Origin of the sequence: Marinobacterium iners, from assembly GCF_017310015.1 — a bacterium.
Taxonomy (GTDB): domain Bacteria; phylum Pseudomonadota; class Gammaproteobacteria; order Pseudomonadales; family Balneatricaceae; genus Marinobacterium; species Marinobacterium iners.
Map to the genome: position 1 here is coordinate 2,314,973 of NZ_CP022297.1, position 22,057 is coordinate 2,337,029.

Sequence of the window (22,057 nt, forward strand, 5' to 3'; positions counted from 1 at the left end):
CACCTATATCTTCTTAAAATAGTCAAAAGGCTCGTTGCAATCGTTGCACTGGAACAGCGCCTTGCAGGCGGTGGAGCCAAACTCGCTTATCCGACGGGTGTTGCGCGAGCCACAGTGCGGGCACTTGGCATGGGCATCCGGGGTCAGGCCATCCGCATCGATATCGGCATCTTCCGGCGGTGCCACGCCGTAGTTGCGCAGCTTGCGGCGTCCTTCCGGTGACATCCACTCCGAACTCCAGGCCGGCGACAGCGTCATTTTGACTTCGACCTTGTCATAACCGTTTCGGTTGAGCTGAGCCACCACGTCATCGGTGATGGTGTTCATCGCCGGACAGCCGGAGTAAGTCGGAGTGATGGTGACCACAATACGGTCACCATCACGCTCCACGTCACGCAGAATCCCCAGATCCCAGATGCTCAGTACCGGGACTTCGGGATCCTTCACTTCATCGAGCAAATTCCAGAGTTCCTTTACGTCCGGGGCGTTGCGCTGTTGCAAACGGCGATACTGCTCTTCCGGCATCAGTGAGATTTCATTCATGGCGCGTTACCACTGGCATCCGGGGTGAGAGCGATGCACGATCTGCATCTCGGTCAACATGTGACCCAGATTCTCGGTGTGGTAGCCGGTACGACCACCACGTACGGCCCAGCTGTCTTCCGGTACGGTCAGAGTCGCTTCGGTCAGAATATCGTTGACCATCTTGTGCCACTCATCACGCAACTTGGATACGTCGACACCGATACCGTTGTCAGCCAGCAGTTGCTCGGTTTCATCCATGTCGAACATCTCGTGGGTGTAACCCCAGAGTGCATCCACGGCCTTTTGAGTACGCTTGTGGCTCTCTTCAGTACCATCACCCAAGCGCAGTACCCAATCGCGGCTGCGACGCAGGTGATACTTGGTTTCCTTGATCGCCTTGGAGGCGATTGCGGCCAGCGTTTTGTCCTTGGACTGCTCCAGATGCGGCAGCATGATGGTGTAGTACACATCCGCGAACAGCTGACGAACCTGAGAGTAGGCGAAATCACCCTTGGGCATTTCCATCAACAACAGGTTGCGGTATTCACGATCGCTGCGCATGTAGGCGAAGTCATCTTCGGTGCGACCATCGTTGGCCAGCTCGGCTGCATAGGTATAGAACATGCGAGCACGACCGATGTAGTCCAGTGCCACATTGCCGTAGGCGATGTCTTCTTCGAGGAACGGACCGTAGCTCACCCACTCGGAGATACGGTGGCCCAGAACCACGGAGTCATCACCCAGACGGGTGGCATATTCAAGCGTTGCCGCCTTGATTGCGTCACTCATTACTCTATCTCCTCACCAATTACATGTTGTTGACGGGATCGGGCAGTACGTAATAAGTCGCGTGACGGTAGGGCTTGTCATCGTTCGGATCGTAGAAGCAATCCGCATCATCTTCCTGAGAGGCGCAGATGTCGCTGGACTTTACGACCCACAGGCTGACGCCTTCGCTGCGACGGGTGTAGCAGTCGCGGGCGTACTCCAGTGCCTGTTCAGGATCTTCAGCGTGCAGACTGCCGACATGTTTGTGGTCCAGACCACGCTTGGAGCGTACGAAAACCTCAAACAGTTCCAGTTTTTCTGTTGGCTTTGTCATTTCCAATTACCTCTTAAGCTGCACGCTGTGCTTTTTTGGCGCGTTTCTTTTCGTTGTATGCAGTAATGGCGTCACGAACCCATTCGCCTTCATCGTGAGCGGCAACATGGTGCTCGATACGCTGACGGTTGCAGTGACCGTTACCGTTGATCACACTCCAGAACTCGTCCCAGTTCAGATCGCTGCTGTCGTAGTGGCCACGCGCTTCGTTCCACTTGATGTTGGCGTCCGGGTGGTCAAGACCCAGCACTTCAATCTGCTTGACGGTCTGGTCAACAAATTTTTGGCGCAGATCGTCATTGGTCTCGCGCTTGATCTTCCACTCCATGGACTTCTGGGAGTGGGCAGATTCGGTGTCGTGCGGACCAAACATCATCAGGGCCGGCCAGTAAAAGCGATTCAGGGCGTCCTGAGCCATCGCCTTCTGTTCCGGAGAACCCTTGGCCAAAGCCAGCATGGCTTCATAGCCCTGACGCTGGTGGAAACTCTCTTCCTTACAGATACGGATCATGCCGCGTGAGTACGGACCGTAAGAGGTACGCTGCAGGGATACCTGGTTCACGATGGCAGCACCATCAACCAGCCAACCTATCGCCGCTACATCAGCCCAGGTCAGGGTCGGGTAGTTGAAAATCGAGGAATACTTGGCTTTACCGGTCTGTAGCTGCTCGATCATTTCGGAACGAGAAATACCCAGGGTTTCGGCTGCGCTGTAGAGATAAAGGCCGTGTCCCGCTTCGTCCTGTACCTTGGACAGCAATACCGCCTTGCGGCGCAGAGACGGTGCACGGGTGATCCAGTTGCCTTCCGGCTGCATGCCGATCACTTCAGAGTGAGCGTGCTGAGAGATCTGACGGATCAGGTTCTTGCGGTACTCCGCAGGCATCCAGTCCTTGGGCTCGATCTTCTCTTCCGCTTCGATCTTACGCATGAAATTCTTTTCTTCGGGCGTCATCGTTCTGCTCTCCGATCTTGGTTCATTCTGTCGCACTGTGTAACTTATTTCTCTAAGCCAGAGTGTTTTTTGTATCGCTCTAGCCACTTACAGCCTGTTTAGCTGTACCGCTTCAGGCACAGATACAACAGGATACGCTCACCAACATGCGATGGATTAAATGTACTACCAAATCTACTTAAATGATACATAAAAACAAAACTTTTTTTGAATTAGTGTATCACTTGAAGCAATGATACTGCGGGTGCAGTCATACGGATCAGTCTAGTCAATAAATACGACAAGTGAGGGCGTAGCTCCGAGTCAATGCTGAAATTGATTCACGTCAGTTAAGGTATCGCCGAACAGATACTGCAGATGTGCCGAAAACGACTTGAGTTCAAGAGTGACACCGCACCGATTGCGGTTCAGTGAGCTGAAATCACAAACAATTCGCTGAGTTCGATCGCCGTAATACGCGGGTTATGAGTACGGCTTTCAGGCTTCAGCGGCTGTTCAAACAACGCAGCCCCCGTATCAATATATATGCCGTTGCCACGTCGCTCGACCCTTGGCACAACCACATGGCCATGTACCGTCAGGTCGATCCCCTCCACATGGTGGACAAATTCAGGCTGCTTAATGGGGCGTTCCCACAACAAGGCTTCCTGCAACGCAGGCTCAAACGGTAGCCTCAGGGCGAGGTCTTCCCATTCATCCAGCGGGAAGGTGCTGTGTGAGATGCCGATTCTGCGCCCATCACCCACCTCAAGCTCAATTACCCAGGGCATTTGCTCTGCCAGCATCTCAGCATGCTGGCGCAGCTTGGCATGGCGAGCAAAGTAGTGTTCCGGACCGGTGCCCAACCAAGCTCTGCCGCCGTATCGCAGCCATGTTTCCACATCCACCGCCTCAGGCTGTTTCAGCCAGTTGAACAATATTTGCTCGTGATTTCCGCGCACCGCAAAAAACCAGGGCTCTTGAGTCAACAGCAGGCAACGTTCTGAATCCGGCCCTCGATTGATCAAGTCCCCTACTGAAAACAGCCGATCCCGGGCAGGGTCAAAACAGACCGCCTCCAGCTCAGCCATTAAGGGCCCGTACCAGCCGTGAATATCACCCACCACAAAATCGCGCCCACGCTGATTAGCTGCCACATGCTGGATTACATTCATAACATTCCCGCTCCCTGATGATCGACATCAACGCTCTTCGCCGCGCTGCTATTGGCTAATGTGCCACATTCACGCTTTATTGATCCAGATCCGTATACGCCCGTGGCTGCAGCTCTACACTCGAAACATGATTCATTTTCGAACAAGACCTTTAATAAAAAATATCATCTTGTCATGGAGCGCCCAATGACCGCCGCCGAACAGGTACGTAACCCACAGGCCATATTCATTTCCGGCAACGAAGCGGTAGCGATGGCTGCCCGCGATGCCGATTGCCGTGTGGCAGCAGCCTACCCCGGGACACCATCCACCGAAATACTGGAATATCTATCAGCCTATCCAACGGTCTACTCAGAGTGGTCGATCAACGAAAAGGTGTCACTTGAGGTCGCAATTGGCGCTTCGCTGGCCGGAAGCCGGGCCCTTTGCGCCATGAAGCACGTCGGACTCAACGTGGCATCCGATGCTTTGATGACTCAAACACTGATTGGCGCGGTTGGCGGACTGGTCATTGCAGTGGCGGATGATGTGGGGCTCTCTTCCTCACAGAATGAGCAAGACTCTCGCTACTGGGGTCGGTTCGCCCATATTCCGGTGCTTGAGCCTTGTGACGCGCAGGAAGCCTACAGCATGACCCGCTTTGCTTTCAGCCTGTCAGAACAGTTTTCAGTACCCGTGCTGCTGCGCCTAACCACCCGTATCTGCCACGTAAAGGGACTGGTCCGAACCGATGCGTCCGAAAAAACGGTTGCACGGTTCTTCAATAAGGACAGCAGCCGCTACGTAATGGTGCCGGGCAACGCACGCAACCGCATACCGTTGATGATGCAACGCGATAAAGAGTTGGCGCAATTTTCAGAAAGCTGTGAACTGAACCGGTTCGAGCCAGGCCAGGATCGGCGGATTGGCTTTGTCACCTCGGGAGCCGCCTATTGCCATGTACGCGAAACATTTCCGGAAGCTCCCGTTCTGAAGCTTGGGCTTAGCCACCCCGCCCCCATTGAAACAATCAGAGCCTTTGCCCAAGAGGTTGACCAGCTTATTGTGGCAGAAGAGGTCGAACCCCTGCTCGAAACCGAGTTGAAAGCGGCCGGCATCCAGCTCAGCGGTAAGGATATCCTGCCCCGTATCGGAGAACTGACACCTTCCGTACTAAGGCCCGCATTGGCCCAGCTCACCGGTGACACCTGCACCACTGCCCCTGCCACTCAAAACGACCTGTTTCCGCGCCCACCAACCCTGTGCGTCGCCTGCCCTCACATGGGCATCTACTACTGCCTCGCACACGTTAAAAACACCATTATCTCCGGCGACATCGGTTGCTACACGCTGGGGGCCGGCCAGCCATGGAATGCACTGGATACCTGCATCAGCATGGGGGCTTCACTAAGCGTTGCCCAAGGGATCGACAAGGGGCGCAGTGAAGCGGATCAAAACAAGAATGTCATTGCGGTCATCGGCGATTCCACATTCCTGCATATGGGTATGCAGGGACTGCTGGACATCACCTACAACCGTGGCAACGTTACCATCCTGCTGCTGGACAACCGAGCAGTTGGGATGACCGGTGGACAGAACGCTCCCTCTTCAGGCCTTGATCTTCATGGCGAGGAAACCATACAGGTAGATTTCAGAAAGCTGTGTGAGGCCCTGGGTGTCAAACCAGCGCGAATCCATGAGGTAAACCCATATGAACTGCCTGTACTGTTCAAGGCGTTGCGCGAAGAGGTCAAACAAACCGGGCCGTCGGTCATCATCACCAATCAGCCCTGCGTCCTTACCGAGCGTTACCGACAACAACCGGTTCTGGCGGTAGATGCCGACAGGTGTACCGGCTGCAGCAACTGCCTTGATGTAGGCTGCCCGGCCATTCTGGTTGAACGGCGTGAAACGGTGATCAAACCCAACGGTCGTGAAAAGCAACTGGCATTCGTGAAAATCGACAGCGCAGCCTGTACCGGATGCAATCTTTGCATCAACACCTGCGGCCCGGATGCCATCATTCCGCTAAGCCGCGACAGCCGAATCAATGCCGTGGAGGTAAGTGCATGAGCTACGTAACCAATATACTGGTGGCCGGAATTGGCGGACAAGGCGTCATGACCGCTGCGGACATTATTGCTCAGACTGCCATTCGCGCCGGCCATGATGTGAAAAAGACAGAGGTAGCAGGCATGGCACAGCGCGGTGGTGTTGTAACCTCCCACGTCCGCTTTGGTGAGCACGTGTACTCCCCTTCCATCACACCCGGACACGCCGACTTGCTACTGGCGTTCGAGCCAGCTGAGGCACTGCGCTGGGCGGGACATCTGCGCACAGGTGCAGCTGCACTGGTAAACACCTTTGCACAAACTCCACCGGTTGTATCTTTAGGGTTGTTTGAATATCCGGATGCACCACTGGAACAGCTGGCCCGGTATCCGATTAGCGTCAGCAGCTTGAATGCCGGGGATATGGCCATTGGCATGGGGGATCGTCGATTGGTAAACAGCCTGATGCTCGGTGCCGCAGCCAGACATCTGCCTTTCGACAGCGGCTTGCTGAAACAGGCTTTGCTGGACCGTTTTGCCAACAAGGGTGGAAAAATGCTGACTCTTAATGAGCAGGCATTTGATGCCGGTTACAGAGAACCTGGAAAGATATAAGAGGATGGTGGAGCCTAGCGGGATCGAACCGCTGACCTCAACACTGCCAGTGTTGCGCTCTCCCAGCTGAGCTAAGGCCCCACAATCAGGCGAATGCCTGTAAAAATGGCGTCCCATAGGGGGTTCGAACCCCTGTTACCGCCGTGAAAGGGCGGTGTCCTAGGCCACTAGACGAATGGGACGCAGTGTATGACGATTTGGTGGAGCCTAGCGGGATCGAACCGCTGACCTCAACACTGCCAGTGTTGCGCTCTCCCAGCTGAGCTAAGGCCCCTCGTCAAAGGACGGGGCGTATAGTAATGGCCCCACCCTGTGCTGTCAAACGTTTTCTTGCAGTAAATTTGACAATTTGCACAACTGAATCAGTCAGTTAGCGCCTTGTATTCCTTTTCGAGACGCTTGGTTTCCTTCTTGGACGGCGTACCCACTACTTCAAGCGCATGGCGCAGACGGGCGCGGCTCATATCCGGTCCCAAAATAGACATGGCATCCACCACTGAAACACTTTGTGCCGTACCGGATATGGCTACGAACAGCGGGAACAGGAAATCACGAATTTTGATTTCCATACCATCGGCCAGTTGTTTCAACTCGGCGAACAGGCTGTCACGGTCCCAATGGCCTTGCTGATCCATATGCCAAACACTGAACTGCAGGATGCGACGCACCTCATCAAGCTCGATTTTCTTGTGCTCAAAATCCGCCTCGGTGATCGACAGCATTCCACTGAGGAAGAACCCAGCCAGCGGCGCGATGTCAGTAAATTTCTCGACGCGTGGCTGAATCAGCGGAATGATCTGCGCCAGATACTCGGGGTTCAACGCCCACTTCTGTACCTGTGCCGCAAACTGCTCTGGGCTCAGCTCTTCACGAATCCAAAGGCCATTGAGCCAGCTCAGCTTTTCCTGATCGAATACGGGCCCGCCCAAAGACACACGCTGAATATCGAAGTTCGCAAACATCTCGTCACGGTTGAACTTTTCACGCTCATCCGGCATGGACCAACCCATGCGACCGAGATAGTTCAGCAGCGCTTCCGGCAGGTAGCCCATGCGCTGATAGTACAGAATGCTGGTCGGGTTCTTGCGCTTGGACAGCTTGGATTTGTCCGGGTTGCGCAGCAGCGGCATGTGGCACAACTGCGGCATCTCCCAACCAAAGTACTGGTACAGCAGCTTGTGCTTGGGTGCTGAGTTGATCCACTCTTCGCCACGAATCACGTGAGTGATCTGCATTAGATGGTCATCGACTACGTTGGCCAGATGGTAGGTCGGCATGCCATCGGACTTGAGCAGAATCTGAGCATCAACCTGCCCCCAATCCAGCTCGATCGGGCCGCGCAGCATGTCGTCAATCACACAGACACCCTCTTCGGGCACCTTCATGCGGACCACATAGGGCATTCCCGCCGCCATGCGACGCTCGACTTCGTCCTGCGGCAACTCAAGGTCACTCTGTTTCAGTGCTGTATGCTTGCCATCGGCACGACGAGTTTCGCGCAGCTCATCCAGCTCCTCTGCGTTACGGAAGCAGAGAAACGCCGTGCCCTCTTCCACCAGACGCATGGCAAAGTCCTTGTACATATCCTTACGTTCGCTCTGGCGATAAGGACCATGTGGACCGCCCACGTCTGGGCCTTCGTCCCACTCCAGCCCCAGCCAGCGCAACGAGTCCAGGATCGCCTGTTCAGACTCGGCCGTACTGCGGGTTTGGTCGGTATCTTCAATACGCAGAATGAACTGACCGCCATGCTGACGGGCAAAAGCGAGGTTAAACAGTGCAATATAGGCGGTGCCTACGTGGGGATCGCCAGTAGGTGACGGTGCTACACGGGTACGAACAGTCATGATGGTGACTCGATCCTGTAATGGGGTGAGTTAAACGCGGCATTATAACGCGCAAGGCAGGCAGGCTGCCATGCAGGAGCGTCAGCTGAAGTTGTCCCAGGCGATACCGCCCCAGATCAAAGCCGTAACGAACAGCGCCAGCAACACCGCTGCCGATCCAAGATCCTTGGCCAGGCCGGCCAAAGCATGGAACTCGGTACCGGCACGGTCGACCACCGCTTCTATGGCAGTATTGATCAGCTCCATGATCAGCACAAACAGCAGTGAGCTGATCAAAAGTCCCAGCTGCAAGCCGGATTGAGCCAGCCAGAATGCCAGTGGCAACAGCAATGCTGCCGCCCACAGCTCATACCGAAATGCCGGCTCACTGCGATAGGCGGCTCGCAGCCCCTTGATTGAATAGCGGGTGGCGTAATAAAACCTCGCCAGCCCCGTGGTTTTGGTTATGATCATTCGCTTGTTTTCCCTGCATTAATTCGACGGTCGAACATCTGACGGTACTGCTCATCCATCTGGCGGTAGGGAATCACTCTCTCCCCATCGGCCAAGCGTACATTACTGCGTTCAAAATCCACTTCCCAGATACTACGATCCGGGAATACCAGCGCAGCCCGCGGGTCATTATGCAGAGTTTTCATAAACGCCGTGACAATTCGTATCCGATCTTCAGGAATGTCCCCCAACAGGCTCAAGCCATCAATAGGTGTCACCGGTTCCACTTGCATCAGTTCCAGCAGAGTAGCGAAAATGTCTGCCTGTGACAGCGGAGCATCCACCTTGCCAATAACCGTTTCATAATGTGATGCAGGCGGGAAAACCAGAAAACTGTTGTGTGTCACCTCATCCTGAAAATCGCCATGAAATGCGCCACCCTTTCCGGTCACATGCTCCCCGTGATCGGATGAGTAAAAGATCCAGCTGTTCGGCTTCTCGGCTCTTACTGCCTGAAAAAGTTCATTTAGAACAAGATCGGTGTACCACACTGTGTTGTCATAGGCGTTGATGCTGTTGGGGTTTTCTTCCGGCAAGAACTGCTTCATATCGGCCGGTACCTGTCGAGAAAACGGAGTGTGGCTGCCGCTCATCTGAACCACCAGCATGAAGGGACGCTCATCTTCTGACTGGCGTTGCAGCCAGGGCTTGATACCTTTTTCCAGCACCACCCGATCGTCAGCACCAATCGACACACTGACGTCAGCGCTGAAATGACTGCCCTGCTCAAAGTGATCCATATCCTGATCAACAAAAAGTTTATCTGTATTCCGCCACTGGAAATCCTGCGCCGTGATCAGTGCGGTGACATAGCCCGCACTTTTCGCATAATTGAACAGAGTCGGCACGGAGTAGATCACCCCGTGCGGGTCAACGCCCTGCAACCCAGTCAACATGTAGGGAACCGAGGTTAACGTGCGTGGACCAATACTCACCGCATTGCGCATGGCGACCAGCTTTTGCTCCTGCTGCAGCCGGCTCAGATTCGGTGTTGTCGCACGCTCATAGCCATAAACCCCCATATGATTCACGTTCAGTGACTCGCCGATCACAAACACCAGCGATGGCGCTCCTTCAGGCACCTGCTCGCGGTAATTCAGCGTGGGTTTTGGCGGGTAGTTATCCCGGTTGTAATTGAACTCGACTGCACTGATCAGATTACCGGCATAGGCCACCGGTGAAAGCTGGAAATGAGGTGCGCCATACCAGTTGAGAGTCACCAGTAAAAACAGCGCAACACCCAACCCACCCTTACTCCAGCGCAGCCAGCGACGAGGGGAGGCCGGCTGGCGCATAATCAGATACAACACCATACAGGCGAGCCCTGCCGCCAGAACAGGACGCAGAAAGGTACCGTGCTCCAGCCACAACTCAACGGTCATAAGGGGGTCAGTGGCAAAAAAACGGAAATCAAATACCGTTACAAACTTGCGGTATACGCCGAAGTAGGCACTTTGGGCGAAATAGGCAATGGCCACGCCAGCCAACAAGGCGACTGCAGTGCGGCGGTGCAGGTTCCAATAGCCGCGGATATTGAACAACAGCGCCCAAAGCACAAAAGCACTGATGCCAAAATTGACCCAGAAGCGCTTGCCCTGATAGTTCTCCAGCGTCCATGCCAAATCTCGCACCAACAGAAGATCGAGCAGCAAAAGAAAAATGATCGCTACCGGCAACCCCAGCAGGGGCCTGGATAAGGCTTTAAATACAGACAAGGTCTAACACCACACGTTTGAGCTCAAAGGTGCATTTTATTACACTGCGCCCCGTTCAGTCTGCTGCCAATACCAAATTTGGCGAACACAACTCTGCAGACCCTCTCATTCAACAGGGTACAGCCACGATGAATACACTCAAAAAACCACTCGCCATTGCATTGGCCAGTTGCGGCATGATCGCCACACCAGCTGCCTTTGCCAATGAGCCAAGCCTGGATATCAACCTGCGTACGCTTTACTTCAATCGCGACTTTCGTCAGGGAACCGCAGAAGACCGTGTAGCCGCTTCTCAGGCCGTGCGCATTGATTATGTTTCTCCCTATATCAACGATGTTATCGGCTTTGACGCCTCCCTGTTTGGAGCCCTCAAACTGGATGGCCGCGGTGGCGATGAAAGCATTGGCATGCTTAACAGGCTGTTGAAAATCTGACAGACTTCAACAGCCATGTTTGTTTTTTGATCAATTTTGGCGCCGCTGAATCGTGTTTTTAGCCATTTTGGACTATATATTCGGTGCTCAGCAGCCATTCCGGGCCTTCAAGAGGACTATCCCTGTAGATTGCGCATGCGGACCAGGTTCCAACCCATCATCGTGAACTGGAACAGGCTGTGAACCTTCTCCCGACCGCGCATCATCACTTGCCGGATGGGTCCAATGGTTTTACCCCAGCCAAAGGGTTCTTCTACCCGCTTTCGTTGACGCATGCTGATTGTGTAACCCGCATGGCGACTGGTACGCCCATCAATCGCGGAGCCCCCAGGTCGGCTTTCATTTCGTGCCACATGGGGCGTTATCTTCATCTTTCGACAAGCCGAAACAAAGCCCTGGGTATCGTAGTTTTTGTCAGCCCCCACCGTTTTGCGATGACTGCCCTGCAGCCTGGCCAGCAGTTCAGCTGCAACATCGCGTTCAGCCGTACCTGTTGCGAGGCTGGCCGCCGCCTTCACAATCAGGCCATTGCGATTTTCCATGACCGTGTGCCCCATGTACGCCATGCGTGACTCACTACCCCGCGACTTCTTGGCCAGTCGAGCCTCTGGATCTGTGGTAGATGCGTGGGTCTCATTACTGCGCTTCTCACCCCTGAAGTTGCGTTCAGCATTGCGTCCGGCAGGACCATCGTCATCTGTATTGCCCGTACCGTCCTTACGGCGAAAGCTCTTCTGTGATGCCCAGGCCTGGATCAGCGTCCCATCGACGCTGAAATGCTCGTCTGAAAGCAGACTGCGCTCCCGTGCCAGACTGACCACCTCTTCAAACAGATGAGTAACGACATCATGCTCCAGCAGTCGATCCCGGTTGGTGCTGAAACTTGAGTGGTGCCATACCAGGTCATCAATGGTCAGCCCAACGAACCAGCGGTACAGCAGGTTGTAGCTGATCTGTTCTACCAGCTGCCGTTCACTGCGAATCGAGAACAGGACTTGCAACAGCTGTGCACGAATCAGACGCTCAGGCGGGATCGACTGACGGCCACCTTCGGCGTAGATCTGATCAAATAGCCAGTTGAGCCGCTTCATGGCCTCATCGATCAGTTGCCGAATCGGTCGTAATGGGTGTTCACTGGGAACGAAGGTGTCCAGATGGACGGTCGTGAACAATGACTCCTGAATGATGTCTTCGCCGCGCATATTGGGTCGTGTCAGTCGGTTATTGATGCGGATAGTCTACCAAGGCCCCATTTTGTGGGGTAGAAAATCAACAGCCTGCTAAAGCCGATGGCGATGATACCGAGAGCTATGCCAAACTGGGCCAGGCATTCATCAAACTGAAATTGGGTGACGTCACCGAGCTGCGTGCGGGTCGCATGGTTCTCACGACTCCTCTGCTATACGATGACGACTCTCGCTCAACCCCCAGCTCGACCCAGGCGATCAAACTGGATACTCAAGTGGGCGGCGCTGATCTTTATGCCATCTACAGTGATCGTGCTGTCAACATGGCCGAGACTGACTTTGACAAGTATGAAGCCAACGGCGAAGAGTACGACCTGTACGTACTCGGCGGCAGCTACAGCTTCAATAACGGCCTGAGCGTCCAGGCAGCTCACGGCATCGCTGATGACTACCTGCGTCAGACCTACCTGAACGCGTCCTATCCGTTTGAACTGAACAACGGCGACAATATTCTGGTAGATGCACACTATTACTACGGCACGGATGACGGTGACCTTTACGGCCGTGACTATCAATCCAGCCTGTTCAACCTTGCAGGCCGCTACACGACCGGCGACCTAACCATGACGCTGTCCTACCAGAACATAGGTGGCGATGATGGTTATGACTACAGCTGGGATGGCTTTAACAACGACAACAACATCCTGATGGTCTGGAACTCCGTTCAATATCTGGACTTCAACAGTGCGGATGAACAGTCACTGCAGGTTCGCGCCGACTACAATGTCGCATCTGTACCGGGACTGAGTCTGATGGCACGTCATACCGAAGGTTGGGATATTGATACCAGCACCCAGTCAGATGCCAAAGAAAGCGAAACCGATCTTGAGGCCCGATATACAATTCAGGGCGGAACGCTTGAAGGCCTTTCACTGCGTGCACGCATTGCTCACATTGAAAGTGAGCAGTTCGACAACGTCGACGAGGTACGCCTGATCGCCAACTACGGCTTCAGCGCTTTCTGATCACCTGTCAGCATCCTCTTTTTACAGGCCCCTTTGGGGCCTGTTTTGTCTCTGCGCCCCGCCAAATCATCCTGCCAGCTGTGTTATAGTAGCCGCCTTGAATTGAACAGAACAGGCAGTAATGAACTCAGCTCAGGCACCACAAACACTCGACACTTCCAATCCCTCTTCGACACCTGACAGTATCAGCCGGCGATTTTCTGTCGCACCAATGATGGACTGGAAACCCCTGTAAAAACCTCTTACAAATCAAAACACTAAATCGCATTAATTTTTCAGGGACAATATCGGGACAACTGCCTTTCCGATAACTTTCTCATTTGATGTCTTGCGAGAGGAGAATCAGCAGCTGCACCGGGCGGCTGCTGATCCTGATTGAGGCGGGTTACCGCGTCCAGTGGATGCGGGTGATCGTGCCGTCGTAGACTTCGATCTGGTAGTTCTTGTCGTCGAGATAATACTGATAGATCCGGCCCCATGCTGTGTTGTTATCGCGTTTACATTCAGCGATTGACGGTTTTCTGCACACGCGCCCCACTTCTGAGTAGTCAGGCCGCCCCAGATAGCGCGGCAGTTTTGATGCCTGGTCGCCCTTCCGGATGATGTCTTTGCCGCCGTTTACGCGTATGTCGCTGGCTGCTGCCATGGGTGCAGTCAGTGACAGTGTTGCAGCGATCGCCGCTGCGGTGAGTGTCCGTATCATTGTCTCGCTCCGTTGGGTCCATGAGAGGGTGTACATCCTGCGCTGTGCGCTCACCTGCCATTATGGTAACGGATTGAGACGGTTTTACTACCCTGACCTGCTTTGCGGTCGGGTTACGATTCGGCTGGCGGGTTGCGCAGCGACTCCATGAGCTGCCACACTGCCTCAGCTGTCTCGGCATTTTCAATCTGATCAGATGCGGCCTGACGCTGCCCGCACAGGTCTGGTGCTACGGCTCGCCATGCGGCAGCGTTTGCGATCACACGCTGGGCGAGCTCGGCGACTGTTATGCCGCGCTGGGTGGCGATACCGGTGAGCAGGGGCATGGGCGTGTTTGGATCAGCCTGATACGCCAGCGCCTCGGTTTCCTGCTGCTGCCATGTATCACGTTCAAACCACGGGTACTTGCCCGCGATCTCTTCGGCACGCTTCTCGAAGATGTATACCAGCTCTGCCTGCGCCTGCTCTTTTACGGTCTTCAGATCCGGCACATAAATAACGGGCTCAAGCTCAACCACTGTCCACGGCCCGTCAGGCCAATTCTCAGGATGCTCTCGCGGGATTGACGCGTTTATATGCTCGCGGCACTGGTTGTAGGTGCCGGTGAAGGTTCCGTTTGTGTATTTCATGCGAAATGCTCCGATATTTCTGCCGAAGTTAGCAGTCGATTATATTCTGCATACTCCCATATTTTACCATCCAGCCTATAATTAGATAAGTTGTTATAGTTACTGCCCAGTCTTCGACCAGACTCATCACCTCTATACAGGATTGAGCCTATTCCGCCAGCCGAATCAACGAGACCCCCGTTTACATACAACTCTCCCACCCCGCCAGAAAACTGTGCAATAATTTTATACCGGATACCTGCTGTCGCAGGGGCTGTCAGTATCGTGAAAGACCCATCGTACAAGTAAAATTTAATGGTACCATTTTGGAATATTAGTGTAACAGCACCATAGCCATCAATCATGTGTACCACGCCGCTCTCATACGGCGCTGTGCGAATTAAATCCGGCGTTACGTCAACGAAAAAAGAAAAACTCTGCGGATTTGCTATTAATGTTGCTATATCTACCCGGTCAGAACCGTCAAAACCTAAATAACCAACCCCAGTCGTAGCACCATATATAGTACCGTCGTGATTCCCAGTTTCATCAATCAGCGTGCTACCACTGACGTTTTCCATCGTGTAATGTGCGAGCAGTCCGTCTGTCGGGATGTCACCACCTCCACCACTATCCCGCGCCCCACTAGCCGCCCTCAATCTGTGATGCAACATCATCGACCCCCACAATCAAATCCAACAACTTCAACACCGTCATGCACAAACTCAAGGTAGTGTGTGGTGGATAATGTTGGTGTAGTTCCGTCAGACCATGCGCCCAAGCCTGTATAACTAAGCGTGTACGTAGTGCCGCCTGTGACCCGATACATGACAGACTGACCGGCTGTTAGATCTGACAAGTTGAGCGTAGTGTTCGCGCCCATATTGAGCCGCTGAATACCGCCAGTTGATCGGTCTAGGGTGGCTCCTGCGGTGGCGTTAATGGTTTCGGTGTAGTCTTTGAGCAATACCCCATCAATCACTTCAAACGCGCTGGCTGTCGGGCGCAGGTCGACAAAATCATCCGCTGCCCACGTCTGCGCGCCTGTACCCTTTACATCGCGCAGCACTGTGAGCGTGGTGCCTGATACGCCGGTGATGCAGACGTTTTCGGTTTTTGTGGGCGCATCGAGCGAGTCTGTCAGCGTCACTTCGTAGTAGTCCCCTGCTGCCAGCGCGGGCGGCGGGATGTCGACATCGAAGGTGGTCGCGCCGGTGCTGACGCTGGCGGTTGTGATGCGGGCGGTGTAGTTATCGAGGTATCGGCGAGCCATTATCGTACCCACTCCTGCGGCAACGTGCTTGAGTCGTATGCGTTATTGCGAAAATTGGTTTTGCTGTAGCTGCGCGAGTCGCTGTATTTGCCATCAGCCCCGTAAAACCGGACATCGCCCTGCGGCTGGCCGTTTTCATCGAGGTCTACCCGCATGTGGCCACCATCGGCGGTGGGCACGTAGGCAACGCAGCGCTCACCCTCACACATGATTTGGTAGTGCTGCGGGGCGCGGCCTGCGCAATCGGGGTCTTTCGGGTGCGGAATAAAAGCGCCGTTGATCAGCGCTTCTTGGCATTTGCCGTCGTGTTGCCAAAACTGATCTTCAACGCAGGGGGCTTCGGTCAGTTGACAGTAAGCCGCAGTCATTGCTTCGCACTGATTGTGTTCAACATAAGCATACGACTTTATTGACCTATGTGGTGGGTCCGCTTCTATCCATGTGATTGTTATTGTGCAGAAATACTTACTGGTGCAGCTCTCTGCAGTGACAGATGCGGATTGCGCATCAAACGCACAACCGGGGCAGAAAGCCGCAGAAATGTAGTCAGATATAGCTGTTGTCTTCCCAGCGGATCTGCTCTGAATGCCCGACCCGAAAACATTCCTAACCCTCCAGTATCTACCCAACTCCCACGAATCATCCGGCGTACACGGCTGGTTATCCCACGGCGCAATTGTCCCATCTGGCATTCTGAAGTTACCATCCATGCCCTTTTCGGTGTTGCCATCGTCGGGGCGTTCGCCGTCGATGGTGCCGGCATCTGGATCAGCCGGTGGCTCATCTTCGCCAGGCACGTCTGAGTCAGGATTACAGCACGCGCCCTCTTCCTCCTCACCCGCTATACAGGTGGCGATCACCTCGGGCAGGATGCCGACGGCACGCAGGGCGCGCAGGTTGCTGCGGATCTCTTCGGGCTGCCAGGCGATTTTACGGATCGCGCTGGCGAGGCCCTTGAGGGCTGTTGTATCGCTCATGGGTTACCACCCGTTGATCAGTGTGATGTTGGCGTTTTCAAGCGGCACTTCGTATGTGTGCTCGGCTTCAGTTTTGGCTTCGTCCACGTATTCCTCGGGCACTTCGGGCGCGGGTACGTCGAGGCTGCCGTTTTCAGGGTCGTAGTTGATTGAGACGGACAGCTCGCCCGGCTCGCTGAACACGTTTCCGCGCACCTGCTTGCTGGGGATTTCGGTTTTGTCTTTCGGTACCGCCAGCGCAGGCATGGCCGGCAGGGACCAGTCCGCGACAGGGGCTGCGCCGGTGTCGTCCATGTAGCTTATGGACGTGCGGATACGGGTATCGCGCACAGCATCACCGATGGTGTAGGTGATGCCGCTGATCTGCCCGACCGCGTTAACGACGCGGGTATCCCAGTGGACGATCTGACCCAGTTCGGCTTCGATGATCCGGCCACGGCACAGGCCGTCGATGTAGTTTTTGCGATGGCTTTGGACGATCTCTTTTGCCGCAATTTTGACGGCAGCGCCGATGCCGGCGTTGAACAGTGGGCGCTTTTCGTCTGCGACCGGTACGGTACCGCCGTCGGTGGTGGCGGCGTTGTAGGTCGCTACGGCCACGGCGTCTTCAAACGAGGCGAGCGTTCCGCCGGTGGGCCACTGCGTCCAGCCGGTGGGGCGGCTCATTTTGCTTTCGTCGTATGTGGCTTCGCGGTCTTCGAACTTCGCTGTGTCAAACTCGCTTTCGATGCTGAAAGACAGCTGCGAGCCTTTCACTTCCTTGCGATACGCCCGCACGGACTGGGGCGCAGTGACCTTGAGCGTGTAATGCTCTGACACCGGCTGTGCGATGTAGCGCTCCAGATCGGCTTCGTAGCCCAGCGCCTTATCGAGGCGCTGCACGGTGACGTAAAACTCTTTGATGCCCTGCTGGGTGCGGCCATACCCACCGGGTGGTGGAGTGCCGTACACCTTGTAACTGGTGGCGAACCACGGGCGGAATCCGTTTTGAATGCGGTCTATGATCGCCTCGCGCAGGAAGCTGCCCTTACCATCAGTGAAAAAGTCATGTAGCCCTTTGAGGCCCTTGACCTTGGTTTTGACCGTGCGCAGCGCGTAGTACCGGTAGGCAATCTCAACCGTGACGGTGTTTTTGATTTCGTCGCGGGTCTGGAAATCAACAGTGATATCGTCGCGGTGCACCTGTCCGTTGGTCAGCGTCCAGTCGATCGGCTTGCCACTGGTGCCCCACTCATAAAAATTGAGCGCACCGTCACGGGTGTACCCGAGCGTGCCCGCCACGGTTTTCATCATCTCATTGACGAACTCGTTGCCCTCGGCTTTTTCGCGCTGGGTCATCTCTGAGTAGACGGCCTGGGTAAGCTGAAGCAGGTCTTGCTTTGACTCTTCGCCCAGGCGTTCGCCGCGCAGGTCAGAGCAGTCGAACACAACGGCGCGGGTACGGCGGTCGTACCGGGCATCATTCACCCAGCCGGTGAACAGCCGAATCATTGGGCTGTTGGCATCACGCGGATCGCTGTACACGTCGATTTCGACGGTTTTGCCGTGGAACGACGGGATGTTGATTTCAACATCGATATCAAACCGCAGGTGGAATGTGGCGGTGCTGGGCTGATCTTCGCCGTGGGTGATGACGATTTGGGTCATCAGTTTGGTTTGACCGGTTACGTCCAGCTTGCCGATTGTCACCCGTGCCGGTGGAACGTGGGTGCTGACCGGGGCGGCCGGGTCTACCACCTGCTGCCGCAGGGTTAGCAGGCTGCGCGCCGGAACGCGACGCACAACCGATTGCTGCAGGCCCAGCAGTTTGCGGGCAGGGTATTCGTCCCATGATACAACCGACTGCCGCAGGCGCATGACACGCCGTGCCGCTGTGATTCGCCACGCCACGATTTGGCGCAGGGTGAGCAACTGACGCGCTGGGTGCTCGGTATACACCGACTGTTCAAGCGTGAGCAGCTTGCGTGCCGGGTAGCGCTGACCGAAGTAGGCCGGCGCACCACCCAGCGTGCGGCTGTTGAGCGTATGGCGATTGAGTGGCATGGCGACCTGTTATGCGGATGCGGTTTCGACGGTGGGGGATAGCCAGATTTCAAGCTCGTCTGAGATGCTGACAGTGGTAACAGCGTTGACGATACGCACATGGATGGCCACGGCGTTACTGACGCCGCTGAGGATTTGGGTGCCCAGTGCGAGCGGATCACCGGGGTTGTTGGTACCCAGCTCGGCAGCGCTGAGCGCGAGGGTGATTTCGGTCACCTCGTGCCCTGCCCCTGGGGCGACATCCTCGGCATAGATCATGATCGGATCGACACCGGGGTTGGCCTGATCGAACATGGTGAGCGAGCCGGCATCAAGCGGGTCGTCGTCTTTGTTCATGAGGTAGACGATGAAGTCTTTGGGGTTGTCGCCCAAGTTAGCGTTGTGCGTGAGCCCCTTGGTCGCCCCCTGCGGGACAGTACCGGCGGCGTCTTCGTACAGTTTGAAGTTGCTGGCCATTCGTTAGGCTCCTGGGGTTGCGTGGGCGGCGCGTTGGAAGTAATTCACAAGGTTTCTGAGCTCCATGCTTTCGCCATTTAATCGAGCCGTCTGGGTGCCATTATCTGACTGCATGTTCAATGTCAGCGTGCCCAAGTCTTTTTCAGACTGACCATTCAACAGCGCATCCATCACCCGCTGCATACCTGCAACATCGTATTGATCGGCACGACCGGTGCTTGTACCCCATTTGCCATTTATGTCGGCCGTTGCAGCCGAGTGGCCGAAGGGGTTTTTCTGGAAGGATTCCAAAATCTCTTTCATGCGATTTGCTGCCGCTTCGGCAGTGCCCGTCGCGCCGTTCTCAATTGCTCGCTTATATTCCTGCGCAGCACGGGAAAAGTTCTGATCGACTTGATCACCCTGCTTTTTGCCATCCTTGGGCCCACCGAAGATTTTATCCCAAGCGCTGTTGCCAGAGCCTTGCTTTGCTCCCATTGCAGCCGCAGCGGCATTGAGTGCCAGCGTGTTCTGTTCGGTTGCCGATGTATTGCCATCGGTTGAGGTAACTACGGGATCGTTCGCTTGGACTATTTTGTCTTTCAGAGCGTTGATTTCAGCCAGAACAGGCGCAACATTTTGGCCCGGAGAATTCATAATTTGCTGCTGTAGGGCTGCTATCTCGTTGCGCCATTGTGTGACCTGCTCGGACTCCTCGCCCCCTTCTTGCTTGTTAAAGCCCTCAATAACTTTTTCCTTCGCCTTGCCAACTGAACCAATTAGCTCCTTCATCCGTGCAGAGTGCTCTGCGGCATCCTGTACCATTTTTACACGCGCAGCCGCTGTACCATCAGCGGCGGAATCGAAGGCATCGGCCATCATCAGCGCCTTACGTTCCAACTCATCCGCACCCAAAAACGCGCCATTGGGCGTGTATTTCGCAACACTTGCCGCCTTTGCCACACCCTTTGATATGTAGCTGCCCATTATCTGGCCAGTACCGACAATGGTGTTGAACGCCAATTTCACATCGTTGATCATGTTGATCAGCGTCTCAAATCCCTGAACAATCTTCTGAATCGCAGTGAGCGCACCGGTCGTCATTGCTTGTGCAACGCTTTCTATGCCCCCCATCTTTTGAATAAACTCTACGGTCTTACTCACAAGCACTTCCATGGCTGGCGTAACACCAACTGTGACTTGTTGCTGTAAGCCCGTAAAAATAGTGCTCAGCTTTGTTTTTGCATCGTTGTATGCCTCAACCGCTGCCGCCTGCGGGCGAGTGATAGCAACCCCAAGGCTATCAAACTCTTTACCAAGATCCTGAAGGTTGGCGGCAAAAGTGTTTACCAGACCAACACCTTCGGTATCAAAGATCCTCATAGCAAGCTTGATACGATCACCCTGCTTGGGTATCTCTTTCATCGCTTCAGCTATCGCGTAAAACTGCTGGTCAGGCGACATACTTGCCAGCTTTTCTGCATCCAGCCCAAGCTCAGCAATAGCCTTTTTAGCCTCGCCTGTCCCGCCAGCTGCTTCCGCTACACGCCGAGTCATGCGCTGCAGGGCGGTACCAAGCGTGTCCTGAGCCACACCGGTCAGCTCTGCCTGGTACTCCAGTTTCTGAAGGGCAGCAGTACCAATCCCAAGCTTATCCGCCTTCTTCGCCAAGGCATCCAGTTGGGCTGCCTGCTTTTCAACAATCGCGATGAATCCTGTACCAGCTGCACCAGCGGCAGCAACAGCCCCAAAAAAAGCAATGCCAGCCTTTGAGGCAATGCTCTTCATGGAGCCAGCCCACTCTTTGGCGCTGTTTTTTGTGGTTTTGAGCTGCTCCACCAGCTGGGCAGAGTTGGCGCCCAGCGTCACCACCAGTGTGGCCAGATTTGCCTTGCTCATTACTTCTCTCCCAGCTGCCGTTCTATCCAGTCAGCCTGCTCTGAAGGGGTGCGCATCGACTGCATCAGCAAGTCTCTGTATTCCTGATCGTCCTGAATGCGCCGAAATTCAATCCATTCCAGTATTTCGTCAGGCGGGTATTCCTGCTCTACCTGCCTGACGCTTTTTCCGTGCCGGTCCGCCAGCTGGAATAAAAACATTCTGTGCGGCCGGATCAGGAGTTTTTTCCGATCTCCTCAAACTGTGTTGTCAGTACCGGGTTAAGACCTGCTGCGGCCTCCCATACACGGGTTAACGGAGCCTCTGACTTTTGTTCGAGCGCTTCTATGTCATCGACTGTAAATAGCTGCTCCCGCGTGTCAGGATCAATAATGCTGATTGCCGCAAATACGGCACGCAGGTTAATATCCTTTTCACGGTTTTTGAAAACATAGGTATCAAACTGATCCCGTTGTTTTGCACTCCATGTAATGACAGTTACAACACCGCCCTTTTTCCATTCTGATACTTGCACGGTTTTTGTCTTGCGGTCATTTGACCCCAGTATTTCATCACGCGTCAGATTTGCCATACCAACCTCTTATTATCAGGATTATTAAGGTGTTGCCGGTGTGAAGTTTTTAACCTTGACGACATCGCCACTTACGCGAACATTGATAGTCGATTTATAGCGGTTATCGATTTCACCGTTTTCAAACGGGAAGTTTTTCACGTAAGCATCAAATACTCGAGCTGTTCCATTAGGTAGAAGCCAGCTCACCTTCCGCTTCTCACCTGACTGATACACAGACTCAAGCTCTTGCTGGCCAGGATCATCTGGCTCATGGAACATGGCCAATGACACAGAGCCATAGCGTTTGATGCCAAGCGCTACAACCTCTGCCTCGTCCAGAAGGGTTGTTTCATCAATTTCTGCGCGCTCGCCATCAAGCCCCGAGATTGAGGTGTGGCCCTTGATTTCAATATCCGTTGTGCCTGCAGCATCACGGATATAAATACGGGTATTAAGTGTTGGGATTGGCATTTTGATACCTCGCT

General features: G+C 54.6%; 23 protein-coding genes, 3 tRNA genes and 1 pseudogene. 4 read left to right on the top strand and 23 right to left on the bottom strand.

Features of this window, described 5'->3' with window-relative positions:
• Positions 1–3 precede the first annotated feature (3 nt).
• The 5 genes from paaD to CFI10_RS11115 form a co-directional block, all read right to left on the bottom strand.
• Positions 4–543: a 1,2-phenylacetyl-CoA epoxidase subunit PaaD gene (paaD, locus tag CFI10_RS11095; protein ID WP_091823617.1), complete on the bottom strand. Its 540-nt coding sequence runs from the start codon at positions 541–543 to the stop codon at positions 4–6.
• A gap of 6 nt (positions 544–549) precedes the next feature.
• A complete protein-coding gene (paaC, locus tag CFI10_RS11100) occupies positions 550–1,314 on the bottom strand; it encodes a 1,2-phenylacetyl-CoA epoxidase subunit PaaC (RefSeq protein ID WP_206834474.1) in 765 nt (254 codons plus the stop codon).
• Between the two features lie 19 nt (positions 1,315–1,333).
• The gene (gene paaB / locus CFI10_RS11105) at positions 1,334–1,627 is read right to left on the bottom strand and encodes a 1,2-phenylacetyl-CoA epoxidase subunit PaaB (RefSeq protein WP_091823623.1); all 294 of its coding nucleotides are present in this window, start codon (positions 1,625–1,627) and stop codon (positions 1,334–1,336) included.
• Positions 1,628–1,640: 13 nt separating this feature from the next.
• Positions 1,641–2,582 carry a 1,2-phenylacetyl-CoA epoxidase subunit PaaA gene (gene paaA, locus CFI10_RS11110; RefSeq protein ID WP_091823626.1) on the bottom strand — a complete coding sequence of 314 codons (942 nt, stop codon included), beginning with the start codon at positions 2,580–2,582 and terminating at the stop codon, positions 1,641–1,643.
• 407 nt (positions 2,583–2,989) lie between these two features.
• Positions 2,990–3,736, bottom strand: a complete 747-nt coding sequence (locus CFI10_RS11115) for a metallophosphoesterase (protein ID WP_206834475.1) — start codon at positions 3,734–3,736, stop codon at positions 2,990–2,992.
• A 186-nt stretch (positions 3,737–3,922) separates the two neighbouring features.
• Here CFI10_RS11115 and CFI10_RS11120 point away from each other — a divergent pair, with 186 nt between their 5' ends.
• Both CFI10_RS11120 and CFI10_RS11125 read left to right on the top strand, forming a co-directional pair.
• A complete protein-coding gene (locus tag CFI10_RS11120) occupies positions 3,923–5,788 on the top strand; it encodes a thiamine pyrophosphate-dependent enzyme (protein WP_206834476.1) in 1,866 nt (621 codons plus the stop codon).
• Complete coding sequence (locus CFI10_RS11125; protein WP_206834477.1) at positions 5,785–6,381, top strand: indolepyruvate oxidoreductase subunit beta; 597 nt, start codon at positions 5,785–5,787, stop codon at positions 6,379–6,381. Before CFI10_RS11120 ends, CFI10_RS11125 begins: the two co-directional genes overlap by 4 nt.
• A 5-nt stretch (positions 6,382–6,386) precedes the next feature.
• Here CFI10_RS11125 and CFI10_RS11130 read toward each other — a convergent pair.
• The 6 genes from CFI10_RS11130 to CFI10_RS11155 all read right to left on the bottom strand — a co-directional run bounded on the left by CFI10_RS11130 (position 6,387) and on the right by CFI10_RS11155 (position 10,435).
• Positions 6,387–6,462 (bottom strand) — tRNA-Ala (locus CFI10_RS11130).
• 25 nt (positions 6,463–6,487) lie between these two features.
• A tRNA-Glu gene (locus CFI10_RS11135) sits at positions 6,488–6,563 on the bottom strand.
• Positions 6,564–6,579: 16 nt separating this feature from the next.
• Positions 6,580–6,655: transfer RNA gene (locus CFI10_RS11140), tRNA-Ala, on the bottom strand.
• An 88-nt stretch (positions 6,656–6,743) separates the two neighbouring features.
• The gene (gltX, locus tag CFI10_RS11145; RefSeq protein ID WP_206834478.1) at positions 6,744–8,228 is read right to left on the bottom strand and encodes a glutamate--tRNA ligase; all 1,485 of its coding nucleotides are present in this window, start codon (positions 8,226–8,228) and stop codon (positions 6,744–6,746) included.
• An 81-nt stretch (positions 8,229–8,309) separates the two neighbouring features.
• Entirely contained in the window at positions 8,310–8,681 is a 372-nt protein-coding gene (locus CFI10_RS11150; protein ID WP_206834480.1) for a diacylglycerol kinase, read from the bottom strand.
• Entirely contained in the window at positions 8,678–10,435 is a 1,758-nt protein-coding gene (locus tag CFI10_RS11155; protein ID WP_206834482.1) for a phosphoethanolamine transferase, read from the bottom strand. The genes CFI10_RS11150 and CFI10_RS11155 overlap by 4 nt, the downstream gene beginning before the upstream one ends.
• A 128-nt stretch (positions 10,436–10,563) precedes the next feature.
• Between CFI10_RS11155 and CFI10_RS11160 the strand changes: the two genes are divergently transcribed.
• Positions 10,564–10,869: an OprD family outer membrane porin gene (locus tag CFI10_RS11160; protein WP_206834484.1), complete on the top strand. Its 306-nt coding sequence runs from the start codon at positions 10,564–10,566 to the stop codon at positions 10,867–10,869.
• A gap of 116 nt (positions 10,870–10,985) precedes the next feature.
• Here CFI10_RS11160 and CFI10_RS11165 read toward each other — a convergent pair whose 3' ends face one another.
• Positions 10,986–12,071, bottom strand: coding sequence for an IS5 family transposase (locus tag CFI10_RS11165; RefSeq protein WP_206834486.1), 1,086 nt, complete (start codon positions 12,069–12,071; stop codon positions 10,986–10,988).
• A gap of 83 nt (positions 12,072–12,154) precedes the next feature.
• Here CFI10_RS11165 and CFI10_RS11170 point away from each other — a divergent pair.
• A pseudogene (locus tag CFI10_RS11170) lies at positions 12,155–13,081 on the top strand (OprD family outer membrane porin); the annotation flags it as partial.
• 385 nt (positions 13,082–13,466) lie between these two features.
• Here CFI10_RS11170 and CFI10_RS11175 read toward each other — a convergent pair.
• The 11 genes from CFI10_RS11175 to CFI10_RS11225 all read right to left on the bottom strand — a co-directional run bounded on the left by CFI10_RS11175 (position 13,467) and on the right by CFI10_RS11225 (position 22,043).
• Positions 13,467–13,784: a hypothetical protein gene (locus CFI10_RS11175; RefSeq protein WP_206834487.1), complete on the bottom strand. Its 318-nt coding sequence runs from the start codon at positions 13,782–13,784 to the stop codon at positions 13,467–13,469.
• A gap of 113 nt (positions 13,785–13,897) precedes the next feature.
• Positions 13,898–14,413, bottom strand: coding sequence for a hypothetical protein (locus CFI10_RS11180; RefSeq protein WP_206834488.1), 516 nt, complete (start codon positions 14,411–14,413; stop codon positions 13,898–13,900).
• Positions 14,410–14,973, bottom strand: a complete 564-nt coding sequence (locus tag CFI10_RS11185; protein WP_206834489.1) for a LamG-like jellyroll fold domain-containing protein — start codon at positions 14,971–14,973, stop codon at positions 14,410–14,412. The genes CFI10_RS11180 and CFI10_RS11185 overlap by 4 nt, the downstream gene beginning before the upstream one ends.
• A gap of 92 nt (positions 14,974–15,065) precedes the next feature.
• Positions 15,066–15,665, bottom strand: a complete 600-nt coding sequence (locus CFI10_RS11190; RefSeq protein ID WP_206834490.1) for a hypothetical protein — start codon at positions 15,663–15,665, stop codon at positions 15,066–15,068.
• Complete coding sequence (locus CFI10_RS11195; RefSeq protein ID WP_206834491.1) at positions 15,665–16,642, bottom strand: hypothetical protein; 978 nt, start codon at positions 16,640–16,642, stop codon at positions 15,665–15,667. The genes CFI10_RS11190 and CFI10_RS11195 overlap by 1 nt, the downstream gene beginning before the upstream one ends.
• Before the next feature lie 3 nt (positions 16,643–16,645).
• Entirely contained in the window at positions 16,646–18,685 is a 2,040-nt protein-coding gene (locus CFI10_RS11200; protein WP_206834493.1) for a hypothetical protein, read from the bottom strand.
• 9 nt (positions 18,686–18,694) lie between these two features.
• Entirely contained in the window at positions 18,695–19,141 is a 447-nt protein-coding gene (locus CFI10_RS11205) for a hypothetical protein (RefSeq protein WP_206834494.1), read from the bottom strand.
• Between the two features lie 3 nt (positions 19,142–19,144).
• Entirely contained in the window at positions 19,145–21,019 is a 1,875-nt protein-coding gene (locus CFI10_RS11210) for a hypothetical protein (RefSeq protein ID WP_206834495.1), read from the bottom strand.
• Complete coding sequence (locus CFI10_RS11215; RefSeq protein ID WP_206834496.1) at positions 21,019–21,219, bottom strand: hypothetical protein; 201 nt, start codon at positions 21,217–21,219, stop codon at positions 21,019–21,021. The genes CFI10_RS11210 and CFI10_RS11215 overlap by 1 nt, the downstream gene beginning before the upstream one ends.
• A gap of 14 nt (positions 21,220–21,233) precedes the next feature.
• The gene (locus CFI10_RS11220) at positions 21,234–21,590 is read right to left on the bottom strand and encodes a hypothetical protein (protein ID WP_206834497.1); all 357 of its coding nucleotides are present in this window, start codon (positions 21,588–21,590) and stop codon (positions 21,234–21,236) included.
• 24 nt (positions 21,591–21,614) lie between these two features.
• Positions 21,615–22,043 carry a phage tail tube protein gene (locus CFI10_RS11225; RefSeq protein WP_206834498.1) on the bottom strand — a complete coding sequence of 143 codons (429 nt, stop codon included), beginning with the start codon at positions 22,041–22,043 and terminating at the stop codon, positions 21,615–21,617.
• Between the last annotated feature and the right edge of the window lie 14 nt (positions 22,044–22,057).